The following is a 17,107-nucleotide window of genomic DNA, read 5'->3' on the forward strand; positions in this document are numbered from 1 at the left end:
TGGGCATGGCGTGTGGGCACCTCAGGCGGGCGTGGGGGCGGCGCAGAAACGCTCGTAGTCGATGAGCTCCACCGTCGCGCCCGGCGCGCATACGGGGCATTGCGTGTCCCGGCGCAGCTTGAGCTCCTGGAAGCGGGTGCCCAGCGCGTCGAAGGTGAGCAGCCGTCCCACCAGGGGTTCACCTTGGCCAAGGATGAGCTTGAGCGCCTCGGTGGCCTGGAGCAGGCCAATGAGTCCGGGCAGTACGCCCAGGACGCCGGCCTCCGCGCACGAGGGCGCCAACTCGGGCGGCGGCGGGGCGGGGTAGAGGCAGCGGTAGCAGGGGCCCTGGCCGGGGACGAACGACGTCACCTGACCCTCGAAGCGGAAGATGGAGCCGTGGACGTTGGGCTTGCCGAGCATGACGCACGCGTCGTTGAGCAGGTATCGCGTGGGGAAGTTGTCCCCGCCGTCGAGCACCAGGTCGAAGCGCTCCAGAATCTTCAGCACGTTGTGCGAGGTGAGCCGCTCCTCGAAACCCACCACCTCCACGTCCGGGTTGAGGGCTTCAATCGCGGCCCGGGCGCTGGCCACCTTGGGTTGGCCCTGGCGCTCGCGGGTGTGGATGACCTGCCGCTGGAGGTTGCTCAGGTCGACCACGTCCGAGTCGACGATGCCCAGCGTGCCCACCCCGGCGGCGGCGAGGTACAGCGCCGCCGGCGAGCCCAGTCCGCCGGCGCCCAGCAGCAGGACGCGGGCCTGGAGCAGCTTCGCCTGTCCCGCCTCGCCCACCTCGGGGAGGCTCAGGTGGCGACGGTAACGCTCCTTCTGCTCGGCGGTGAGGACAAAGGGCTTCTCTACCGGGAGGGCGGCGTCACTCCACCGGTTGTAGCCGCCGGCCAGGGAGGCCACCCGCTCGTACCCCAGCTCCTTCAGCGTCTTGGCGGCCAGGGCGGAGCGGGTGCCACCGGCGCAGTAGACGACCAACTCCTCGTCACGCTGGACCTGACTTTCGACGCGTAGCTCCAGGTAACCCCTTGGAATGTGTAGGGCGCCGGGCAGCCGGCCACCTGCGTATTCGTCCGCCTCCCGGACGTCCAGCAGCCGCACGGAGGCCCGGGCATCCAGCAGCCGCTTCACGTCCTCCACGGAGACCTCGCGAATCTCTTGTTTCACTCCGGCCAGCAGCGTCTGGAAGGTCCGAGCCATGTCGGATGCATATAACCCAGGGGCTGGGCCCATGGCTTTTCCGGGCCCGGGCGTTATAAGTCCTCCAGAGGAGACATGGACATGGACAGCACCCCCACGACTTCCGCCGCCCCCGCCGCCTCGCCGGCTTCCCAGGCCACTCCGGTGGCCGTGCGCCTGACGGACGCCGCCATCCAGCAGGTGAAGAGCGTCATCAAGGCCCAAGGCTTCGAGGGCTACTTCTTCTCCATCCGCGTCGTGCCCGCCGGCTGCAGCGGCCTGGGCTACGACCTGAACCTGGTCAAGGAGTCCAAGGCTGGTGACGCCGTCTGGGAGCAGGACGGCGTGCAGATTGCCTCCGACCCGATGAGCAGCCAGTACCTCGCGGGCACGGAGATTGACTACGTCTCCGCCATCACCGGTTCGGGCTTCAAGTTCAACAACCCGAACGCGAAGTCCTCCTGCGGCTGCGGCACGTCGTTCACGACCTGAGCCGAGCCACCGCGGTAACGCCCCTGACGCGGGAGGGAAGGCCGGGCCGGGGCGGATGCCTCGCCCGGCCTTCGTGCGTCAGGCGCCCGCGATGGGCGTCATCACCTTCAGCCAGGACTGGTTCTCCTTCTGCCGGGCCAGCCGCAGCGTCCGGCGGGCCTGGGCCTCCTGGAAGGCGGCGCGGTCCGCGTCTGTCTCCATCAGCAGGGGCGGCACCGGGACGCGCTTGCCGGCCTTGTCGAGGGCCACGAAGGTCAGCAGCGCGCTGGTGGTGAGGTGTCGCTCGCCGGTGAGCGGGTTCTCCGCGTGCACCGTGACGCCCACCTCCATGGAGGTGCGGAAGGCGGCCAGCACCCTGCCGTGCAGCAGGGCGATCCAGCCCACCTTGATGGGGGCGTGGAAGTGCAAATCATCCATGGAGGCCGTCACCACGACCTGCCGGCAGTGGCGCTGCGCGGCCACGGCCCCGCAGACGTCAATCCACTGCATCACCTTGCCGCCGAAGGCGGCATCCAGGTTGTTGGCGTCCGGAGGCAGGATGAGCTGAGTCATCACCACCTCCGTGTCCTTCGGATTCTTCGCGCTCGGGTCGGTCATCTCGCACCTTGGGTTGTCGGACGGAGCCTGCGGCGGGGCCGCGCCGGTTCATCCGGTGGATATCCCAAGCGCTGACGCGATGGGCCAGACAATGTCCGTGCAGGTGACAGACGCGGGCGCGCCGCTCAGGCCAGGAAGGTGGAGACGCGGTCGAGGAACTCCTCGCGCCCCCGGCCGCGCCGGATGTCCTGCTTCGACACGTCGAGGGTGAGGCAGTCCACGCTGTACTTCTCCTGCAGCACCTGGGGGAAGCTGGCGTAGTAGCCGTTGAGGCCCCGGAGGAACTGGTGGCGGATGCCCTTCTCCTCCTCACGGCCTCGGGTGCGGATGCGCTGGAGGAGCACGTCCACGCTGCCGACCTCGAAGCAGATGACCTTGTCGGGCCGGATGATGTGGCGCGACAGCCGCTGGAAGTACTCGTAGTACAGGTCCAGCTCCGCGTCCGTCAGGTGCCCCAGGCCGTGGAGGTACTTGGCGAAGATTTCCGGGTCCTCGTACAGCGTGCGGTCCTGCACGCAGCTGCGACGGTACGAATGGATGAGCTCGTGGTGTTCGACGCGCCGGATGAGGAACTCGAGCTGGAGCGTGAAGGACCAGCGAGTCATGTCCGCGTAGTAGTCACGCAGGAAGCGGTTGTCGATGACGGGCTCGTCGAACAGCTCGTAGCCGAAGGCCTGGCTGATCATCTTCGCCGCCGTCGTCTTGCCCGCGCCGATGTTGCCCGCCAGCGCCACGAAGCGCCGCGCCTTGGGCACCTTGACGCGCATCGTGTTGCGGGAGCGCGGAGGGGCCGAGGGGGCCTCTTCCTGGGCAGGGGCGGCCTGGGCGGGCTTCGAGCGCGTGCGAGCGGGGGTGCGAGGCATGAATCCGGGGCTTAGCCCGGCTTCGAGGGAGCGTCCATGATCTGCCTCAGGACGTCCGGCCGGTCGGTCATGATGCCGCCGACGCCTTCCGTCAGGAGCTGCCGTATCTCCCCTGGGTCATCCACCGTCCAGACGTTGACCCACTTGCCCCGGGCCGCGCACTGCCGGAGGAAGTCCGTGTCCACCAGCCGGACCTCACCGAAGTAGAGCGGCATGTCGAGCACGGTGTAGCGCGGATCCTCCGGCGGCGTATCCCCGCCACGCAGGGCGATGACGAACGCCGCGAGCGCATCGCGGGGATAGAAGTGACAGGCGGAGGGAAGGCGCGCGGCCAGCCGCTCGGCCACGGTGTCCAGCTCACTGCCCATGCACACGCGCTCCAGGGCCCCTCCTTCTTGAAGCACCTGGGCGAAGGTGTCCTCGATGCCAGGGACATCCGGCTTGAGCTCCACGTTGAGGCGCAGGTCGGGGAAGGCGCGCAGCAGCTCGCGGAGGCTGGGGATGCGCACGCCCTGGCCTCGGAACGGGAAGGTGCGGCCTTCATCGGGCGTGAAGTGGAAGCCCGCGTCCAGCCGCTGGAGTTCGGCCAGCGTGAGCGCGGCCAGGGGGCCGGTGCCGTCCGTGCAGCGCTCAAGCGTGGCGTCGTGGGCGACGACAAGCTCCCCATCCCGGGTGAGGTGGACGTCGAGCTCCAGCATGTCCGTGCGGTAGCGCTCCACGGCCTGCCGGAAGGCCGCCAGCGTGTTCTCCGGCGCCACGGCCGCGCCCCCACGGTGGGCGATGTGCAGCGTGGGCCGCAGGCCGCGGAGGAAGGGGAGGGGAGAGGATGCCATGCCGCCAGTGTAGCGACTGGCGGCATGGGGCTGGCTAACGGTTGAAGCGGTAGACGAAGATTCGTGGATGCCCATCTTCGGCCGTGGCCTCACACGCGACCCAGGGGATACCGTCCGCGTCCACCTGGAGATTCAGGCTGCCCACGCTCGTGGCGTCCGGCAGAACGTTGCTGGAGCCATGGAGGGCCCTCCATTCGAAGCCTGCCCACTGGCGGACGTGGACGCGGTTCGTCGCGCCGTCGCTCTCTCTCCAGGCCACCATCGGTGTGCCGTCGGGAGCCATAGCCAGGGACGGATGGTCCGCGGGGGTGTTTCCAGGGGTGGCGCTCAAGCCGCTTCCCAGAGAAACCCACTGACTGCCGTCCCATCTTGAGACGTAGACGTTGGCTGCAGTACCCGTTGGCCCGTTCGGGGTTGTCTCTGACCAGACGACCAGCGGATGGCCGTTTCCATCCAGGTTCATGTCCACCTGGCTCGCACTGGTATCGGACGAATGAGTCTTGAGGGCGGAGCCCAGTGGTACCCACTCATTGGACACTCGCCGCCACACGTGAACGCGGCCGTTGATGGGGTGGTTCTGCTCGTTCAGTTCGAACTCGGACCAGGCAATGTAGGGCACGGCGGCGTGGAATCTCAGGGACACGTCGCTGACGCGACCGAGCTCGGCCGTGACTGCCCGGAACGCGCCGCCGACGTTCTCCCACTGCGCACCGTTCTGCCGACGAACGCGGATGCTCGTTGCTCCCTGCTCCGGACCGTCTTGGATGACTGTGAGCCACGGAGACGACTCGGTGCCGAAATGGAGATCTGGCTTGCCCGCCCCGTCCACTGCGTCGCCAACGGACTGCCAATCGCTGGTAACCCAGGCGCGGACATAGGCGGTGCCTCCGCCAATTTCCTCCTCGGTCCAGCTCACGAATGGGGTGCCATCGTGGTTGATGACCGTGGGGGCTGACGGGAACACATCAATGTCATTGGCGCGTACGTTGAGGTCCCCGCCCAGGTTGTTCCAGTTGCCCTCCTGGAAGCTGCGGACTGAAATGCTTGTGGCGTTCCTCCAGGTCAGGAGCGGAGCGGTGCCCGGGGCAAGGTGCAGATGGGGTGAACTCGCCCAGGGAGGGCTGACTCCCGCTGTTGGGCCGACGCTCAGCCATGCCGGAGCGCGCCATGACCACGTCCTGCCTGAGTCCTCAAGCCGGTTGCCGGCCAGATCCGTAATCGAGTCGGCCAGCGCCAACTCGAACTCATGCGGTACGGGACCTGTCTCCGTGGGGATGATGGTCAGGAGGGTCTCATCCTCCGTGAGTTCGACAGTGCGGTCGATGAGGACGCCTCCCAGTCGGAGCCGGACCGATGTTCCGGTCAGCGTCGCGCTCTGCACAGGCTCCGAAATGCGAACGCGAATAGGGCTCCCAGCCGCGACGGCGTCGTCATCTGGGGCGGGCTCCCTGGAGATGATGGTGGGCGGGGTGCGATCCACGACGAACCGCCGTTCATCGCTCGTCGCGATACGCCCCCCCTTCGTGACTCGGGCAACCAGCGTGTGAGTCGTCTCGGGCAGCGAGGTGGTGTCCCAGGTGTACGTGTAGGGAGGCTGCAATGAAGCCAGCAGTTCGTTTCCGACAGAAAGCTCGACTGCGTCGGGTTGCTGCACGCTCGTGCTGATCTGGAGTGTGACGGTGGCTCGAACGTGCGTCGCGCCATCGACGGACGTGAGCGTGACCTCTCCGTCGAGCGGGCCGCCATCGGGCTCAGTGATGTCGCCTGCATCGGGTTGTGCGTCCACGATGTCGGGAACGTTGATGCAGGCAGTGAACAGCGAAGTCAGGGTGACGTAGGGGAAAAGGGCGCGGAGGCTCATGAGGGTGGGCTTCAGCAATCCCCGTTCCCGGCCATTAGACAAGAGCCGACCTGGTGCACCTTTCCCAAATCGGCGACGGGCCATCCAGGTCGGTGGACTGAAGAGCCATCGTAGAGTTGCCTCTTCACGACGCGGCCCGGACGACTTCGTACCTCCTTTGAGGGCAGAAGCCAGGGGGACGTCTTTCTCGGAATCCTGAGAGTGTCGGGCCCGAATCCGGACCCAGTGTGGAATCCGGGACTCACGTGCCTGGAGTTCACCCACGTGTCACCAGTGCCGTGGGTGCCTTCCTTGCCGGCCCCCGTAAGGCGCCGGTATAAGGCCCCATCCTCAGGCCGGCAGGCGTCGGCGTTGCGCGAATCGTGGCGCCGAAATGAATGGAGACTCGAGACATGGAACTGCGCAAAACGCTGGGCGCCGCGGCGCTGATCACCGCAGCGACGATGGCTTCCGTTGCTGGCTGCTCTGGCCGGGAGGATGATGGCGATCCGGATCCGACGTCGGATGCGGGCTGTATCGGTAACTGTGGCGCTGATTCGGGCACCGACGCGGGGACGGACGCGGGTCTGCCTCCCGAGGACGCCGGCCCGCGGATCTGCCCCGAGCCGGTCGAAGGCAAGGGCCCCATCGGACGGCTGCGCGAGAGTGGCACCCGTGGCGAGGCGGTGACGCTGGACGAGGTCATCGTGACGGCCGTCAGCCAGATGACGCGCGGCAACCAAGGCGACTACACTGCACGGTTCTGGGTCGTGGATTCGTGCTTCCCGACCGAGGGTATCTTCGTCGACAAGTTCTACACGGACGAGACCAAGGCATATGGACCCGTCGTGGGCGATGTGCTGCGTGTCCAGGGCTTGTTCCGCACGTTCAATGCCCAGGCGACTGACAATGCCCCCAACATGCGCGAGGCCTATCGTCCGGTCATCAAGAGCGCGTTCCGGCTGGATGTGACGGGCGCGACGGGGAACCTGGTCATCACCAAGAAGGGTTCCGGGGAGCCGCTGCCCGACAACACCGTGCCGGAAGGCTTCGGCGACGCGGAGGGTGGCGTGGCGGTTCCCAATCCGGAGCTTGGCGGTACGCGCGTCCACATTCCGGGCCCGCTGACCATCACGAACGCGACGCCCGCGGCGATGCAGCAGCGCCCGAACGAGCCGGAGAACGACACCTACCTGGGCTTCGAGGTGACGGGTGGCATCCTCGTGGCCAACTACAAGACCTACAACGTAGAGGGGTGCGACGTGCGCGCTGCTGCTGCGGACGGTGGCACGGTGACGTTTGAAAACGGCCTCCGGGGTGTTTGGGACACGTACTCGAACGTGGTATGCACGGATGGCGGCACCACGACGACCAGCGATGGTGGCACGGCCTTCCAGTGCAACCAGTACGCGGACGGCGTCGTCCCCGGCACCACGAACCCGTACACCTACGTCCTGATTCCGACGGACTGCACGACGGACATGGTGGGAACGGTCACTCCGGCGGAAGTGCCGTAACGGTCCGTCTTCCTATCGCTGGTTCGTAACGAGCCGCCCCTCGCCCACCCGGGGAGGGGCGGCTTCTTTTTGGGCCCGGAAGGCGGGGTGGGTGTCCGGAACCCACCGAAGCGGGTCCCTGGCTCCCAGGAGCCGGTGATTGTGGGTAAGCTCCGGAAAAGTCCAGCCCATTCACCTTCAGACAGACGGCTTTTCTTCGTGAGCTCGCCCCAGACGGCCATTCCGTTCGGTAACTACCTGCTGATCAAGCGGCTCGCCGTGGGAGGCATGGCGGAGCTGTTCCTGTCCCAGCGACCGCCGGACCCCGAGCTGGTGGTGCTCAAGCGGATCCTCCCCTACCTCTCGGAGGAGCCCGAGTTCGTCCAGATGTTCCTGGACGAGGCGCGCATCGCCGCGCAGCTCCACCACCCCAACATCGTGCAGGTGCACGAACTGGGGAAGGAGGGCGACAACATCTTCATCGCCATGGAGTACGTGGAGGGCGTGGACCTGCGGCGCGTCATGGCCGAGGAGTCCAAGTTCGGCGCCACGGTGCCCTATGGCGTGGCCGCGCGCATCTGCGGGCAGGTGGCCGCCGGCCTGGACTACGCGCACCACAGCCGTGGCGTGGATGGGCGCCCGCTGGAGTTGATCCACCGCGACGTCAGCCCTCAGAACGTGATGATCGGCTACGACGGGCGCGTCAAGCTGGTCGACTTTGGCATCGCCAAGGCGGGCGCGTTCATGGAGCGCAGCAAGCCGGGCGTCATCAAGGGCAAGTTCCTCTACCTGGCGCCGGAGCAGGTGTCGCAGGAGCGGCTGGACCACCGCGCGGACATCTTCGCGCTGGGCACCATGCTGTACGAAATCACCACCGGCCGGCAGCCCTTCGCCAAGCCGACGACGGAAGGCATCCTCTACGCCATCCGTTACGAGGACCCGTCGCCGCCGCACCTGCTGCGCGACGATTACCCGCAGGCGCTCTCGCGCATCGTCATGCGCTGCCTCACCAAGGACCGCGCCCTGCGCTACCAGCGCGCGTCCGAGGTGCACGACGCGCTGGAGGCCTTCCTCGCCTCCGGCACCCTCCGGCAGAGCCTGGACGTGTCGGAGTACATCTGTCGGCTGCTGGGCGAGGAGGAGGAGCGCACCATCCTCCACATCCCCGAGGCCAAGGGCCCCGGCCGGCGTGAAGCCACCGTGCCGCTGCAGGGGGGCCGGCTCTCCCTGGACGCAGAGCCGCCGCGGCGCCCGTCCGTGCTGGAGTCCACAGCCCCCACGCTGTCCTCCACCACACCCGAGTCCGACCTGGCCCCGGTGCCCAGCGCGCAGCTCACGCCTGGCCTCACGGCCCGGCCCACGCCTCGCCGCGCCTCTGGGGACTCGGTGCCGGTGTCCTTCTCCGGCGACGAGCCCGAGCCCGCCACGCAGATGGCGCGCCCTCGCGAGCTGCCTGCCCGCCAGGCGGATGACGACGACGAGGATTCGGAAATGTCCACCGCCGTCGCCACCACGCCCGTGGGTTACCGGGCCGCGGCGCTGGTGGTGGAGGACCTGGACATCGGCGACGGCGAGTCCACCGTGCCGCAGCGGAGTCGCCCCAAGGGCATTCCATCCCGTCCTGCCGCGACCCCGCCGCCGCCGGTTCGCCGCTCCGCGCCGCACATGGCGCCTCCTCCCGCGCGCGTGGCGGAGGCGCCCCGCACCCGTCGCCCGGGCCCGTCTTCTCCCTCTCACGTAGCGGCCTCTCGCAGGCCCCCTCCGCCGGAGGAAGACGCGGCTTCGTCCGTCTCCATCACGCCGGTGCCTCCGCGCCGCGCGTCCTCGCTGGACCTGGAGCTCTCCCAGTCCGTCTCCCTGACCCCCGCCACGGTGAATCAGCGACCACCCCCACCACGGAGCCCGCCGCCGTCCCGAGGCGCCCGGCACGTGGAAGCGGACGACGAGGACTACCAGGACACCGGCCTGAGCCACTCCTCGCTGGAGTACACGGACCCTCGGCCCACGCTCCGGGATGATCCGGAGGATGACGAGTCCACCATGGGCTATCGCGGCGACTCGGGCGAGTTCACAGCCGACACGCGGGCCACGCCGCCCACGCGCAAGCGTCCGGTGGTGCGGGTGGTGGCGTGCGTCGTGGGGCTGCTCGCCCTGGGCATGGGCGTGATGTGGTGGTTCATGGTCGGCGCGCAGGCGGCGTCGGCGAAGCCGCCGCGGGACTTGTCGGTCGGCGCGCTGGATCAGCAGGGGACGGCGTCGCCTGTCGTCCGGCCCGTCACGGGACAGTCGCCGCCTGCCGCCAGGCTCACGAACGCGCCCGCCGTGGCGCAAGACGACGGCCGCCCGGAGGCAACGGCGCCGACTGAACCGACGAAGCCTCCGGAGCCGGGAGCCGCATCGGCCCCAACCGCCGAACCGGATGCGCCGCCCACCGCCGCCGCGGAGCCCACGCAGGTGAGCGTCCGCTTCAATGCACCCGCCCGCACCGTGCTGCGGCGCGAGGGGGGCGAGCGCCTCCCCATCAACACCCTCGTCTCGCTGCCCGCGGGCCCCATCCGGGTGAAGTACCAGTGCCCGGGACGTCGGAAGCCAAAGGGTACAAAACCCTACCTTATAGAGCCGGCGAGCGAGGGACCGCTCGTCCTGCAGATTCCGTGCAAGAGGCGACGCTAGTGACATCGGGCGGTTGACGGGTATGCGGCATCCTCCCCCAGCGGCGGACAAGTGGGACCTGGTGGGCTTGAGTGTCCTTAAGTCGTTGGAATTCCAGGGTTTTCGCCTTCCCGAGCGCGTTTACACATGTCAGACGGGTCCGTAGAATCCGGAACCCTTATGGCGCGCCCGAAGAGTCAGAAAAACGTAATCAGGAAGCGGAGTTACACGGCCGGCCGGGTGGCCCGGCAGGTTCCTCTCGTCCCCGAGCCCAACAGGCTCCTGAAGGTCTGGCGTCGCGTGCTCGAACGGCGGCTGCGCACGCGCCTGCGCGCGAAGGTGGCGCTGGAGATTCACGACAACACGCACACCATGCTGACGTTCCAACGCCAGCGGGCCATGTGGCGGCTTCGGCTGCACCACATGTTCCTGGTCGCTCCGGACGACGTGGTGCAGGCGCTCGCCAGCTTCGTGCGCAAGGGTGACCCGGACGCCAGCGTGCTGCTGGACAAGTTCATCGAGCGCAACCGCGTCTACATCCGGCGCCTGTCTCCGGCGCAGATGCGCAAACGCATCCGGCTGGAGCCCGTGGGGCAGCATCACGATTTGGAGCGCATCTACGACCGGCTGAACGAGCGCTACTTCGACGGCCGCATCGACGCGGCCATCACCTATGGCCCGGCGCCGCGGGTGAAGGGGCCTCGCAAGAGCATCAAGATGGGCTCCTACTCCGCGGACTCGAAGGTCATCCGCATCCACCCGGCGTTGGACCAGCCGGTGGTGCCCCGCTACTTCGTGGAGTGGATTGTCTTCCACGAGATGCTCCACCACGTGTACCGGACGCGGAAGGGCGACGACGGGCGGCGCTGCATCCACCCTCCCGAGCTGATGGAACACGAGAAGCAATTCCACGACTACGCCCGCGCCGTCGCGTGGGAGCGGGAGAACCTGGACCTGCTCCTGCGTGCCCGCGTGACGCCGGCCTGAGTGGCCGCGCGTGGGTCCCCTGTGCTCAGGGGATGATGAGCCCGCCGGGGCTGCGCCGCTCCAGCGAGGGGGACGGCGCGGCCTCCACGGGGCCGGTGTCCGCGCCGGCCCGCGCCCCAGTGGCGGCCACCAGGGCCACCACCTTCTCGAAGAGCCGCTCGGCGAAGCGGGAGAGGGGCTCCTGGGCCCCATGGAAGAGCCGGCGGGCCTCGGCCCGGGCAAGCTCCGCCTCACGTGGGCGGCTGCTCCGCTCGAAGTAGTCCGCCATCCGCCACAGCCGCAGCGCATAGCGCTGGCGCACCTCGGGGGTGAAGAAGTCCCGCGCCACGCCGAGCACCGCCGCCTGGAGCTGCTCCTGGCGCTGCACGTCGCTCAGCGACAGGGGGCTGTGCACCACTTCGTCCATCTTCTGCACCAGGGCCCGCATGTCGGGCTCCGGAGGCAGCCACGAGGCCAGCTCCACGGTGTCATGGAGGACGTCGGCTTCCAGCGCGCGGCGGAGGTCCTCGGGCTCGGGCGGGGGCAGCTCGGTGGGGGACAGCCGCGGCTGGACGCCGAAGTGGCGCAGCACCACGTCCAGTCCGTCGGGGAAGGGCGTGCGGGTGCGCAGGTTGGTTCCGGCGGCCTCGGCCAGCAGGACCGCGGCTTGCTCCAGCGGCAGCTCCACGATGCCGCCGTGGGCCAGTCCGTCCTTCACCAGCTTCCGCCAGGTGGCGCGGTTCCTGTCCCCCAACTGGAGCGCCACCACGCCGAGCTCGTCGGACAGCTGCATCTGCACCACCTCCACGCCCGCGCCGCGCAGCACCCGGGCCAGCACCAGCGCCCGCTCGCCGCCACCGGTGACGGCGCTGGCCAGCGCGTTGAGGGACTCGGGCGCGGCGGTACGGGCCGGCTCGACAGGGGCGGCACGCGCGGGCCCGGCCACGGCGACGCCACGCGAGCGGAGCTGGTACAGCGCCTTCTTCGCGGCCTTGGCCAGGGCCTTCACCGACGAGGATGACAGGGCCTCCGGCAGGGCGGTGTGCCCGTCCGACACGGCGGCTTCGAGCACGGCCAGGGCCAGCGGCTCCGGAAGCGCCTCCACGCTGGCGAGGGCGGCCTGGGACACGTCGCGTGCCAGGGCGCGGGCGGACTCCACCGCTTCGGCGGGAAAGGCGGGCAGCGGCGCGCCGGAGCGCAGGGCGTCCAGCAGGGAGCGAGGGTCCGAAGAGGAGGAACGCATACCGGACCTTCTACTGCACGGCGCCTGTCCCGGGGCATGCCCCGCGCGGGCATTGCGCCCACCAAATCACAGTGCCAGGCGCGCCGGAGGACTCAGCGCCGGCGCACCAGCGCGCTCCTGCCTGGCTCCGCCACCACGGCCAGCTCGGACTGGAGTCGCGGACCGAACACTCGCGACGGCGGCGCGCCGCGCACGAGGAAGTGGTCGTACCAGACGCCCTGCCGCGCGTAGTCCAACTGCTGCGGCCGCCACTCGGAGGGGAAGGTGGGGGGCTCCTCGCCGGTGTAGCGCAGCGGGGAGTGCGGCGTGGACGCGAAGGTGAAGTTGGGCACGCCGCCGCGCGCCCGGGCCAGCACCGCCGCGCTGTGGATGAAGACGGGCTGTCGCACCACCCGGGAGCCGGGGTCGAACATCAACCCCATGACACGTGGACGCGGGGCGGTGGCGGCCACCAGCGGCCCCCATTCGGCCTGCGCCTCGCGGGAGAAGGCGCGGTAGCCGCGCGCCATGACGAAGGCCAGCACCACCGCGCACGCCAGGGCGGCGACGCGCAGGGGCCTCCGCCACGCGGGAATGGCCGCTGGGACGGTGGCCACCAGGAGCGCGGCGGCCAGGTGCGCGTAGCGCGTGTTGAGGTAGTAGACGTAGCCGCGGATGTCGAAGGGCAGCAGGAAGTAGAGCGCCAGGGCCAGCAGCCCCAACCCCATCAGCCGCGAGCGCGCCACCAGGCCCTGCGTGTTGGCGCGCGCTGGCCGCAGCAGTCCCGCGGCCCAGCCCGCCACCGCCACCGCGCCCACGGCGTACAGCGCCCACCGGTCCGAGCCGTCCCGGAAGGTGTTGGCGAGCACCTGGAAGAGCTCGGCGCGGTTCTGCTCGAAGGCCTTCCACGCCAGGTTCTGCGGAGAGAAGGTGGGGCCCCACGCCTTCCAGGGCACCCCGGGCTGGATGTCCGCGGGCTCGCCGAAGCGCAGCACCACCCAGCCGAGGAACAGCGCGACGCCGGGCACCACCCCCAGCAGCGCGGGCACGCGAGGCCGCAGCCGCGCGGCGAGCCCACGGGCTTGTGCGTCCTCGGGCACGCGCGTGGTGAGCAGCAGCCAGGGCAGCCCGAAGGCGAGGAACCCGAAGGCCTGCACGTGGAAGAGGAGCACCGCGACCAGGCACACCGCCAGCCCGCCGCCCCACGTCCGGCGGCGAGGCGTGTCCTCCAGCGTGCGCACGAAGAGGCCGCAGCACAGCAGCGTCAGCGGCAGCGCGGCGCAGTAGTTGATGAAGCCCCAGTTGAAGCTGTCGCCGTAGGCGAAGGGCAGCGCCAGCAGGGCAGGCCAGGTGGGCCGGCCCAGGCTGCGCAGCAGGAAGCCGAGGCTGAGCGGCAGCCCCACCACGTAGGCGGAGAGGAAGACGCGGTTGGCCAGCTCCAGCGGCAGCAGCCAGTTGAGGCCGCTGACCAGGTAGTAGTAGCCCAGGTACGGCGTCAGCGCGTGACGCGCGGCGAACAGCTGCGGGTACAGCGTGGTGGGGTCATCCAGCCGGTGCAGGACGGAGATGAGGTACAGGTGCTGGGGCAGGTCCACCAGGGGCAGGTGGCGCGACACCCACAGGGGGAGCACCCCCAGGACGAGCGCGGCGGCATGGACGAGGCGGGAGTGTCGGGGCGTCACGGAAGGCGCGGACTGTACGCGGCGCCTCCCTGCACGGCGAGCCGCCCGTGCAGCCCGGCCAGCGCCTGTGTCCCAGGTAGACAAAGGTATGGCTGTCGGCCTTGGCAGGCAGGGAGGGCTGCGGTATAGGCGCCAGTCGAGCAGGGGCGCCTGGAGCGCCCCGAGGAGAGCACCATGACGCGCATCGGAACGTGGGTGGCCGGAGGGCTGATGGCCAGCGGCCTGCTCCTGGCACCGGGCGCGGCGGAGGCCTGCGAGGCCCACCGGCGTCCTGCCCCGGAAGTGACGCCCGCGAAGGCCACGCCGTCGGACGCCGAGCCCTCCACCCGCGGCGTGGAGCGCCCGTTGGATGTGCTGGACTCGCTCATGGCCGCCAAGTGCCAGTGCGGCAGCAAGGCGGACTGCACGTGCAAGAAGGGCTCGTGCGATTGCGGCAAGTGCAAGAAGCCGAAGCGGCGGGTGATGGACGCGCTGCGCGGCCAGCCCGCGAACCTGAAGCTCGACGAGGCGCGCTACGACGCGTCCGCGGGCATCTTCATCTAGGCGTCTGGGCGGAGCCCTTCTCCGCCTTCACCACCAGCAGCGACGGCAGGGCCACGCGCTCGAAGCGCACGAAGCCGGCCGCCGCGGCCTCCCGGCGCAATTCGGCCTCCCCCCGTGGATGCAGGCCCACGCCGCGGTGGAGCAGTGCCCGGGGCGCTCCCGGCGACGCGTAGGTGCTGGCCACCCAGCGGCCTCCGGGCCGCAGCACGCGGTGGACCTCCATCATCATCCGGGGCAGGTCCGCGACGAAGGGCAGCGCGTCACTCATCAACACCGCGCCCAGCACCCCGTCCTGGAAGGGGAGGTAGGGGGCTTCGGCGCGCAGGAAGTCCACGGCGACGCCGGCCTCGCGCACCTGGGCCACGCCTTCTTCCAGCATGGCGCGGGACACGTCGAGCGCGGCCACGGGCGGCGCGTCGGGCTCATGCGCCAGCCGCCGCGCGAGCTGTCCCGTGCCGCAGCCCACGTCCAGCACGGGGCCTCCGGGGGTGCCCAGGAGGCTGCGGTAGAGGACGAACTCGCTGTCGCCATCCAGCGGCTGACGGGTGAGGGCGCGCTGGAGCACGGGGCGCATGTAGCGCTCATAGGAGCGCGCCACCCAGCGCTGCTCCATGCCGCGCTGCAGCGGGCCGGACGCGGCGGGGTCCACCACCAGGTCGGCGACGCCCTCGGCCACCGGGTGGCTGGCGCCGCACGTCTGGCAGCGCAGCGGACCGAAGAAGAGTACCGGGGCGTCCACCTCCGGCTGGAGGGCGCCACGCCGGCACCGGGGACACCGCAGGAGAGGAACGAGCGCGCGCCGCATGGGGCCGGCAAGGGTACCGTCCCCCGTGCGGCGCGAGAACCTGTTTTCCGCCGGACGCCGTCAGGCCGAGGGCTGCGTGCGTGGCACGCGCTTGTCCTCGGCCACCAGCACCGGCCAGCCGCGGGCCATGGCCTCGCGGAAGAAGGCGGCCAGCTCCCGGCGGCTGTGATTCACCGCGCCCAGGAACGGGTCGATGAGGGACTCTTCGCCCAGGCTGCGCGTGGCCGCCAGCTCCACCGGCGTGCCGCAGCGCTCGCAGCGGATGGACACCTGACGCACCAGGGCCACCGGCACCGCGTACCGGGCGCCGCAGTCTCCGCACTTCCACACCAGGGCGCGCTCACCCGCCTCGCGGCGCGCCAGGTTCTCCAACTCGTCCGCCAGCCGCAGCAGCGCCGGGAGGTCCTGGGGAGGTTGCGCGAAGACGGCGGACGGGCCGTAGCCCGCCTCGGGCGCGCCCAGCGACGGGGGCCGGTCCCCCTGCAACAAGGTGCGCAGCCTGTCCTTGGCGCGCGTGTCTCGGAACTCAGCGCCGGTGAGCGCACGCTCCACCGCCTCATGGACCGGAGGCAGCTCCGGCTCGAGGCGCTCATCGTCCGGCAACGCCTGGGGGAAGTTCACCAGTCGGTGCGCGGGGACTGCGAGGAATCGGAAGGCCACGGTGGCTCCATCGCATTGTGCTTCGTGGGGTGCAAGACGCGAGTTGGCAAATGTCCGCTGCCGCGGGTTATCCACGGACTGTCTACTGAGACCAGTCCAGCATGCGTTGCAGCGGCGCGCGAGCACCCTCGCGCAGGTCCTCGGGCATGGTCAGCTCGGGCGTGCGCTCCTTCATGCACCGCCAGAGTTTCTCCAGCGTGTTCAGCCGCATGTACGGGCACTCGTTGCACGCGCAGCCGTTGTCCGGCGGCGCGGGGATGAACGTCTTGTCCGGCGCGGCCCGCTTCATCTGGTGGATGATGCCCGCCTCCGTCACCACGATGAACTGCCGCTTCGGGCTACGCACCGCGTAATCCAGAATCGCCTTGGTGGAGCCAATGAAGTCCGCGTGGCGCAGCACCGCCTGCTCACACTCGGGGTGGGCCACCACTTCCGCCTCCGGGTACTCCACCTTCAGCTGCACCAGCTTCTTCTCGCTGAAGATTTCGTGGACGATGCAACTGCCCGGCCACAGCACCATGTCGCGGCCCGTCTGCTTCATCACGTAGCGGCCCAGGTGCTGGTCCGGCGCGAAGAGAATCTGCCGGTCCTTCGGCACCTGGTTCACGATTTTCACCGCGTTGGACGACGTGCAGATGACGTCGCTCATGGCCTTCACCGCGGCGGAGCTGTTGACGTAGCTCACCACGAAGGCGTTCGGGTGTTTGTCCTTGAACGCCTTGAAGGCCCCCGGCGGGCACCGGTCCGACAGCGAGCAGCCCGCCTTGAGGTCCGGCAGCAGCACCTGCCGGGACGGGTTGAGGATTTTCGCCGTCTCCGCCATGAAATGGACGCCACAGAAGACGATGACGTCTGCCTTCGTGCGCGCCGCGGCCTGCGCCAGTGCCAGGCTGTCGCCCACGAAATCCGCGAGGTCCTGAACTTCGCTCTCCTGGTAATAGTGCGCCAGGATGACTGCGTTCATGGAACGCTTGAACTCCTGGATTTCCTTCGCGTAGTCGACTTCGGCGCCCATGGCACCTCCCGAGTCCCACATTTAACCGGGACTGGAAGTGCCGGCCAGGGTGCGGTTTGCCCCACTTCATTCATGCCCGGGTGGTCGCGAATCAAGCGGGCGGCCCTTTTCCAACATCCGCCCTGTCCTCATGCTGGGGCACTCCCTTCCCCATGAGGTCCGGTAAGATGGTGAGCCGGGCCGGACGCCGCGCATGCGGTTCGGCCATTGCATCTGGGAACTTCGAACCACGGGGGGAATGTGAGCGGGCGCCGTCGGAAGGTCCGGCGGGGCG

At 69.4% G+C, this 17,107-nt stretch carries 15 protein-coding genes; 5 read left to right on the plus strand and 10 right to left on the minus strand.

The features are described from left to right. Positions 1 to 21 precede the first annotated feature (21 nt). Positions 22 to 1,188: a molybdopterin-synthase adenylyltransferase MoeB gene (gene moeB, locus HV824_RS03990; protein WP_176422688.1), complete on the minus strand. Its 1,167-nt coding sequence runs from the start codon at positions 1,186 to 1,188 to the stop codon at positions 22 to 24. A gap of 81 nt (positions 1,189 to 1,269) precedes the next feature. Between moeB and HV824_RS03995 the strand changes: the two genes are divergently transcribed. Next, positions 1,270 to 1,659, plus strand: a complete 390-nt coding sequence (locus HV824_RS03995) for an iron-sulfur cluster assembly accessory protein (RefSeq protein WP_163784835.1) — start codon at positions 1,270 to 1,272, stop codon at positions 1,657 to 1,659. A 78-nt stretch (positions 1,660 to 1,737) separates the two neighbouring features. Here the strand turns inward: HV824_RS03995 and HV824_RS04000 are convergent, their stop codons facing one another. From HV824_RS04000 to HV824_RS04015, 4 genes are all read right to left on the minus strand, one after another. Beyond that, complete coding sequence (locus HV824_RS04000; RefSeq protein ID WP_163784836.1) at positions 1,738 to 2,256, minus strand: acyl-CoA thioesterase; 519 nt, start codon at positions 2,254 to 2,256, stop codon at positions 1,738 to 1,740. Positions 2,257 to 2,381: 125 nt separating this feature from the next. Continuing rightward, positions 2,382 to 3,119 carry a deoxynucleoside kinase gene (locus HV824_RS04005; protein WP_176415298.1) on the minus strand — a complete coding sequence of 246 codons (738 nt, stop codon included), beginning with the start codon at positions 3,117 to 3,119 and terminating at the stop codon, positions 2,382 to 2,384. Positions 3,120 to 3,130: 11 nt separating this feature from the next. Next, positions 3,131 to 3,952: a glycerophosphodiester phosphodiesterase gene (locus HV824_RS04010; protein ID WP_176422689.1), complete on the minus strand. Its 822-nt coding sequence runs from the start codon at positions 3,950 to 3,952 to the stop codon at positions 3,131 to 3,133. Positions 3,953 to 3,986: 34 nt separating this feature from the next. Next, on the minus strand, positions 3,987 to 5,813 hold the full coding sequence (locus HV824_RS04015; protein ID WP_176415300.1) for an Ig-like domain-containing protein: 1,827 nt from the start codon (positions 5,811 to 5,813) through the stop codon (positions 3,987 to 3,989). 392 nt (positions 5,814 to 6,205) lie between these two features. Between HV824_RS04015 and HV824_RS04020 the strand changes: the two genes are divergently transcribed. The 3 genes from HV824_RS04020 to HV824_RS04030 all read left to right on the plus strand — a co-directional run bounded on the left by HV824_RS04020 (position 6,206) and on the right by HV824_RS04030 (position 10,927). After that, positions 6,206 to 7,309, plus strand: a complete 1,104-nt coding sequence (locus HV824_RS04020; protein ID WP_255207748.1) for a hypothetical protein — start codon at positions 6,206 to 6,208, stop codon at positions 7,307 to 7,309. A 198-nt stretch (positions 7,310 to 7,507) separates the two neighbouring features. Further along, complete coding sequence (locus HV824_RS04025) at positions 7,508 to 9,961, plus strand: serine/threonine protein kinase (protein ID WP_176415302.1); 2,454 nt, start codon at positions 7,508 to 7,510, stop codon at positions 9,959 to 9,961. A gap of 219 nt (positions 9,962 to 10,180) precedes the next feature. Then, the gene (locus HV824_RS04030; protein ID WP_176415303.1) at positions 10,181 to 10,927 is read left to right on the plus strand and encodes a hypothetical protein; all 747 of its coding nucleotides are present in this window, start codon (positions 10,181 to 10,183) and stop codon (positions 10,925 to 10,927) included. Positions 10,928 to 10,952: 25 nt separating this feature from the next. On the opposite strand, the gene HV824_RS04035 is transcribed toward HV824_RS04030, so the two are convergent. Both HV824_RS04035 and HV824_RS04040 read right to left on the minus strand, forming a co-directional pair. Then, positions 10,953 to 12,149, minus strand: a complete 1,197-nt coding sequence (locus tag HV824_RS04035; RefSeq protein ID WP_176415304.1) for a hypothetical protein — start codon at positions 12,147 to 12,149, stop codon at positions 10,953 to 10,955. A gap of 92 nt (positions 12,150 to 12,241) precedes the next feature. Further along, positions 12,242 to 13,810 carry a hypothetical protein gene (locus HV824_RS04040; protein WP_176422690.1) on the minus strand — a complete coding sequence of 523 codons (1,569 nt, stop codon included), beginning with the start codon at positions 13,808 to 13,810 and terminating at the stop codon, positions 12,242 to 12,244. A gap of 174 nt (positions 13,811 to 13,984) precedes the next feature. Between HV824_RS04040 and HV824_RS04045 the strand changes: the two genes are divergently transcribed. Then, complete coding sequence (locus HV824_RS04045) at positions 13,985 to 14,353, plus strand: metallothionein (RefSeq protein WP_176415306.1); 369 nt, start codon at positions 13,985 to 13,987, stop codon at positions 14,351 to 14,353. On the opposite strand, the gene HV824_RS37930 is transcribed toward HV824_RS04045, so the two are convergent. From HV824_RS37930 to nadA, 3 genes are all read right to left on the minus strand, one after another. After that, positions 14,346 to 15,092, minus strand: coding sequence for a class I SAM-dependent methyltransferase (locus tag HV824_RS37930; RefSeq protein WP_176422691.1), 747 nt, complete (start codon positions 15,090 to 15,092; stop codon positions 14,346 to 14,348). The genes HV824_RS04045 and HV824_RS37930 overlap by 8 nt on opposite strands. Positions 15,093 to 15,218: 126 nt before the next feature. Further along, a complete protein-coding gene (locus HV824_RS04055) occupies positions 15,219 to 15,818 on the minus strand; it encodes a hypothetical protein (RefSeq protein WP_176415308.1) in 600 nt (199 codons plus the stop codon). An 82-nt stretch (positions 15,819 to 15,900) separates the two neighbouring features. Continuing rightward, a complete protein-coding gene (gene nadA / locus HV824_RS04060; RefSeq protein ID WP_176415309.1) occupies positions 15,901 to 16,833 on the minus strand; it encodes a quinolinate synthase NadA in 933 nt (310 codons plus the stop codon). Between the last annotated feature and the right edge of the window lie 274 nt (positions 16,834 to 17,107).

Source organism: Myxococcus sp. AM009 (assembly GCF_013372605.1).
Lineage (GTDB): Bacteria > Myxococcota > Myxococcia > Myxococcales > Myxococcaceae > Myxococcus > Myxococcus vastator.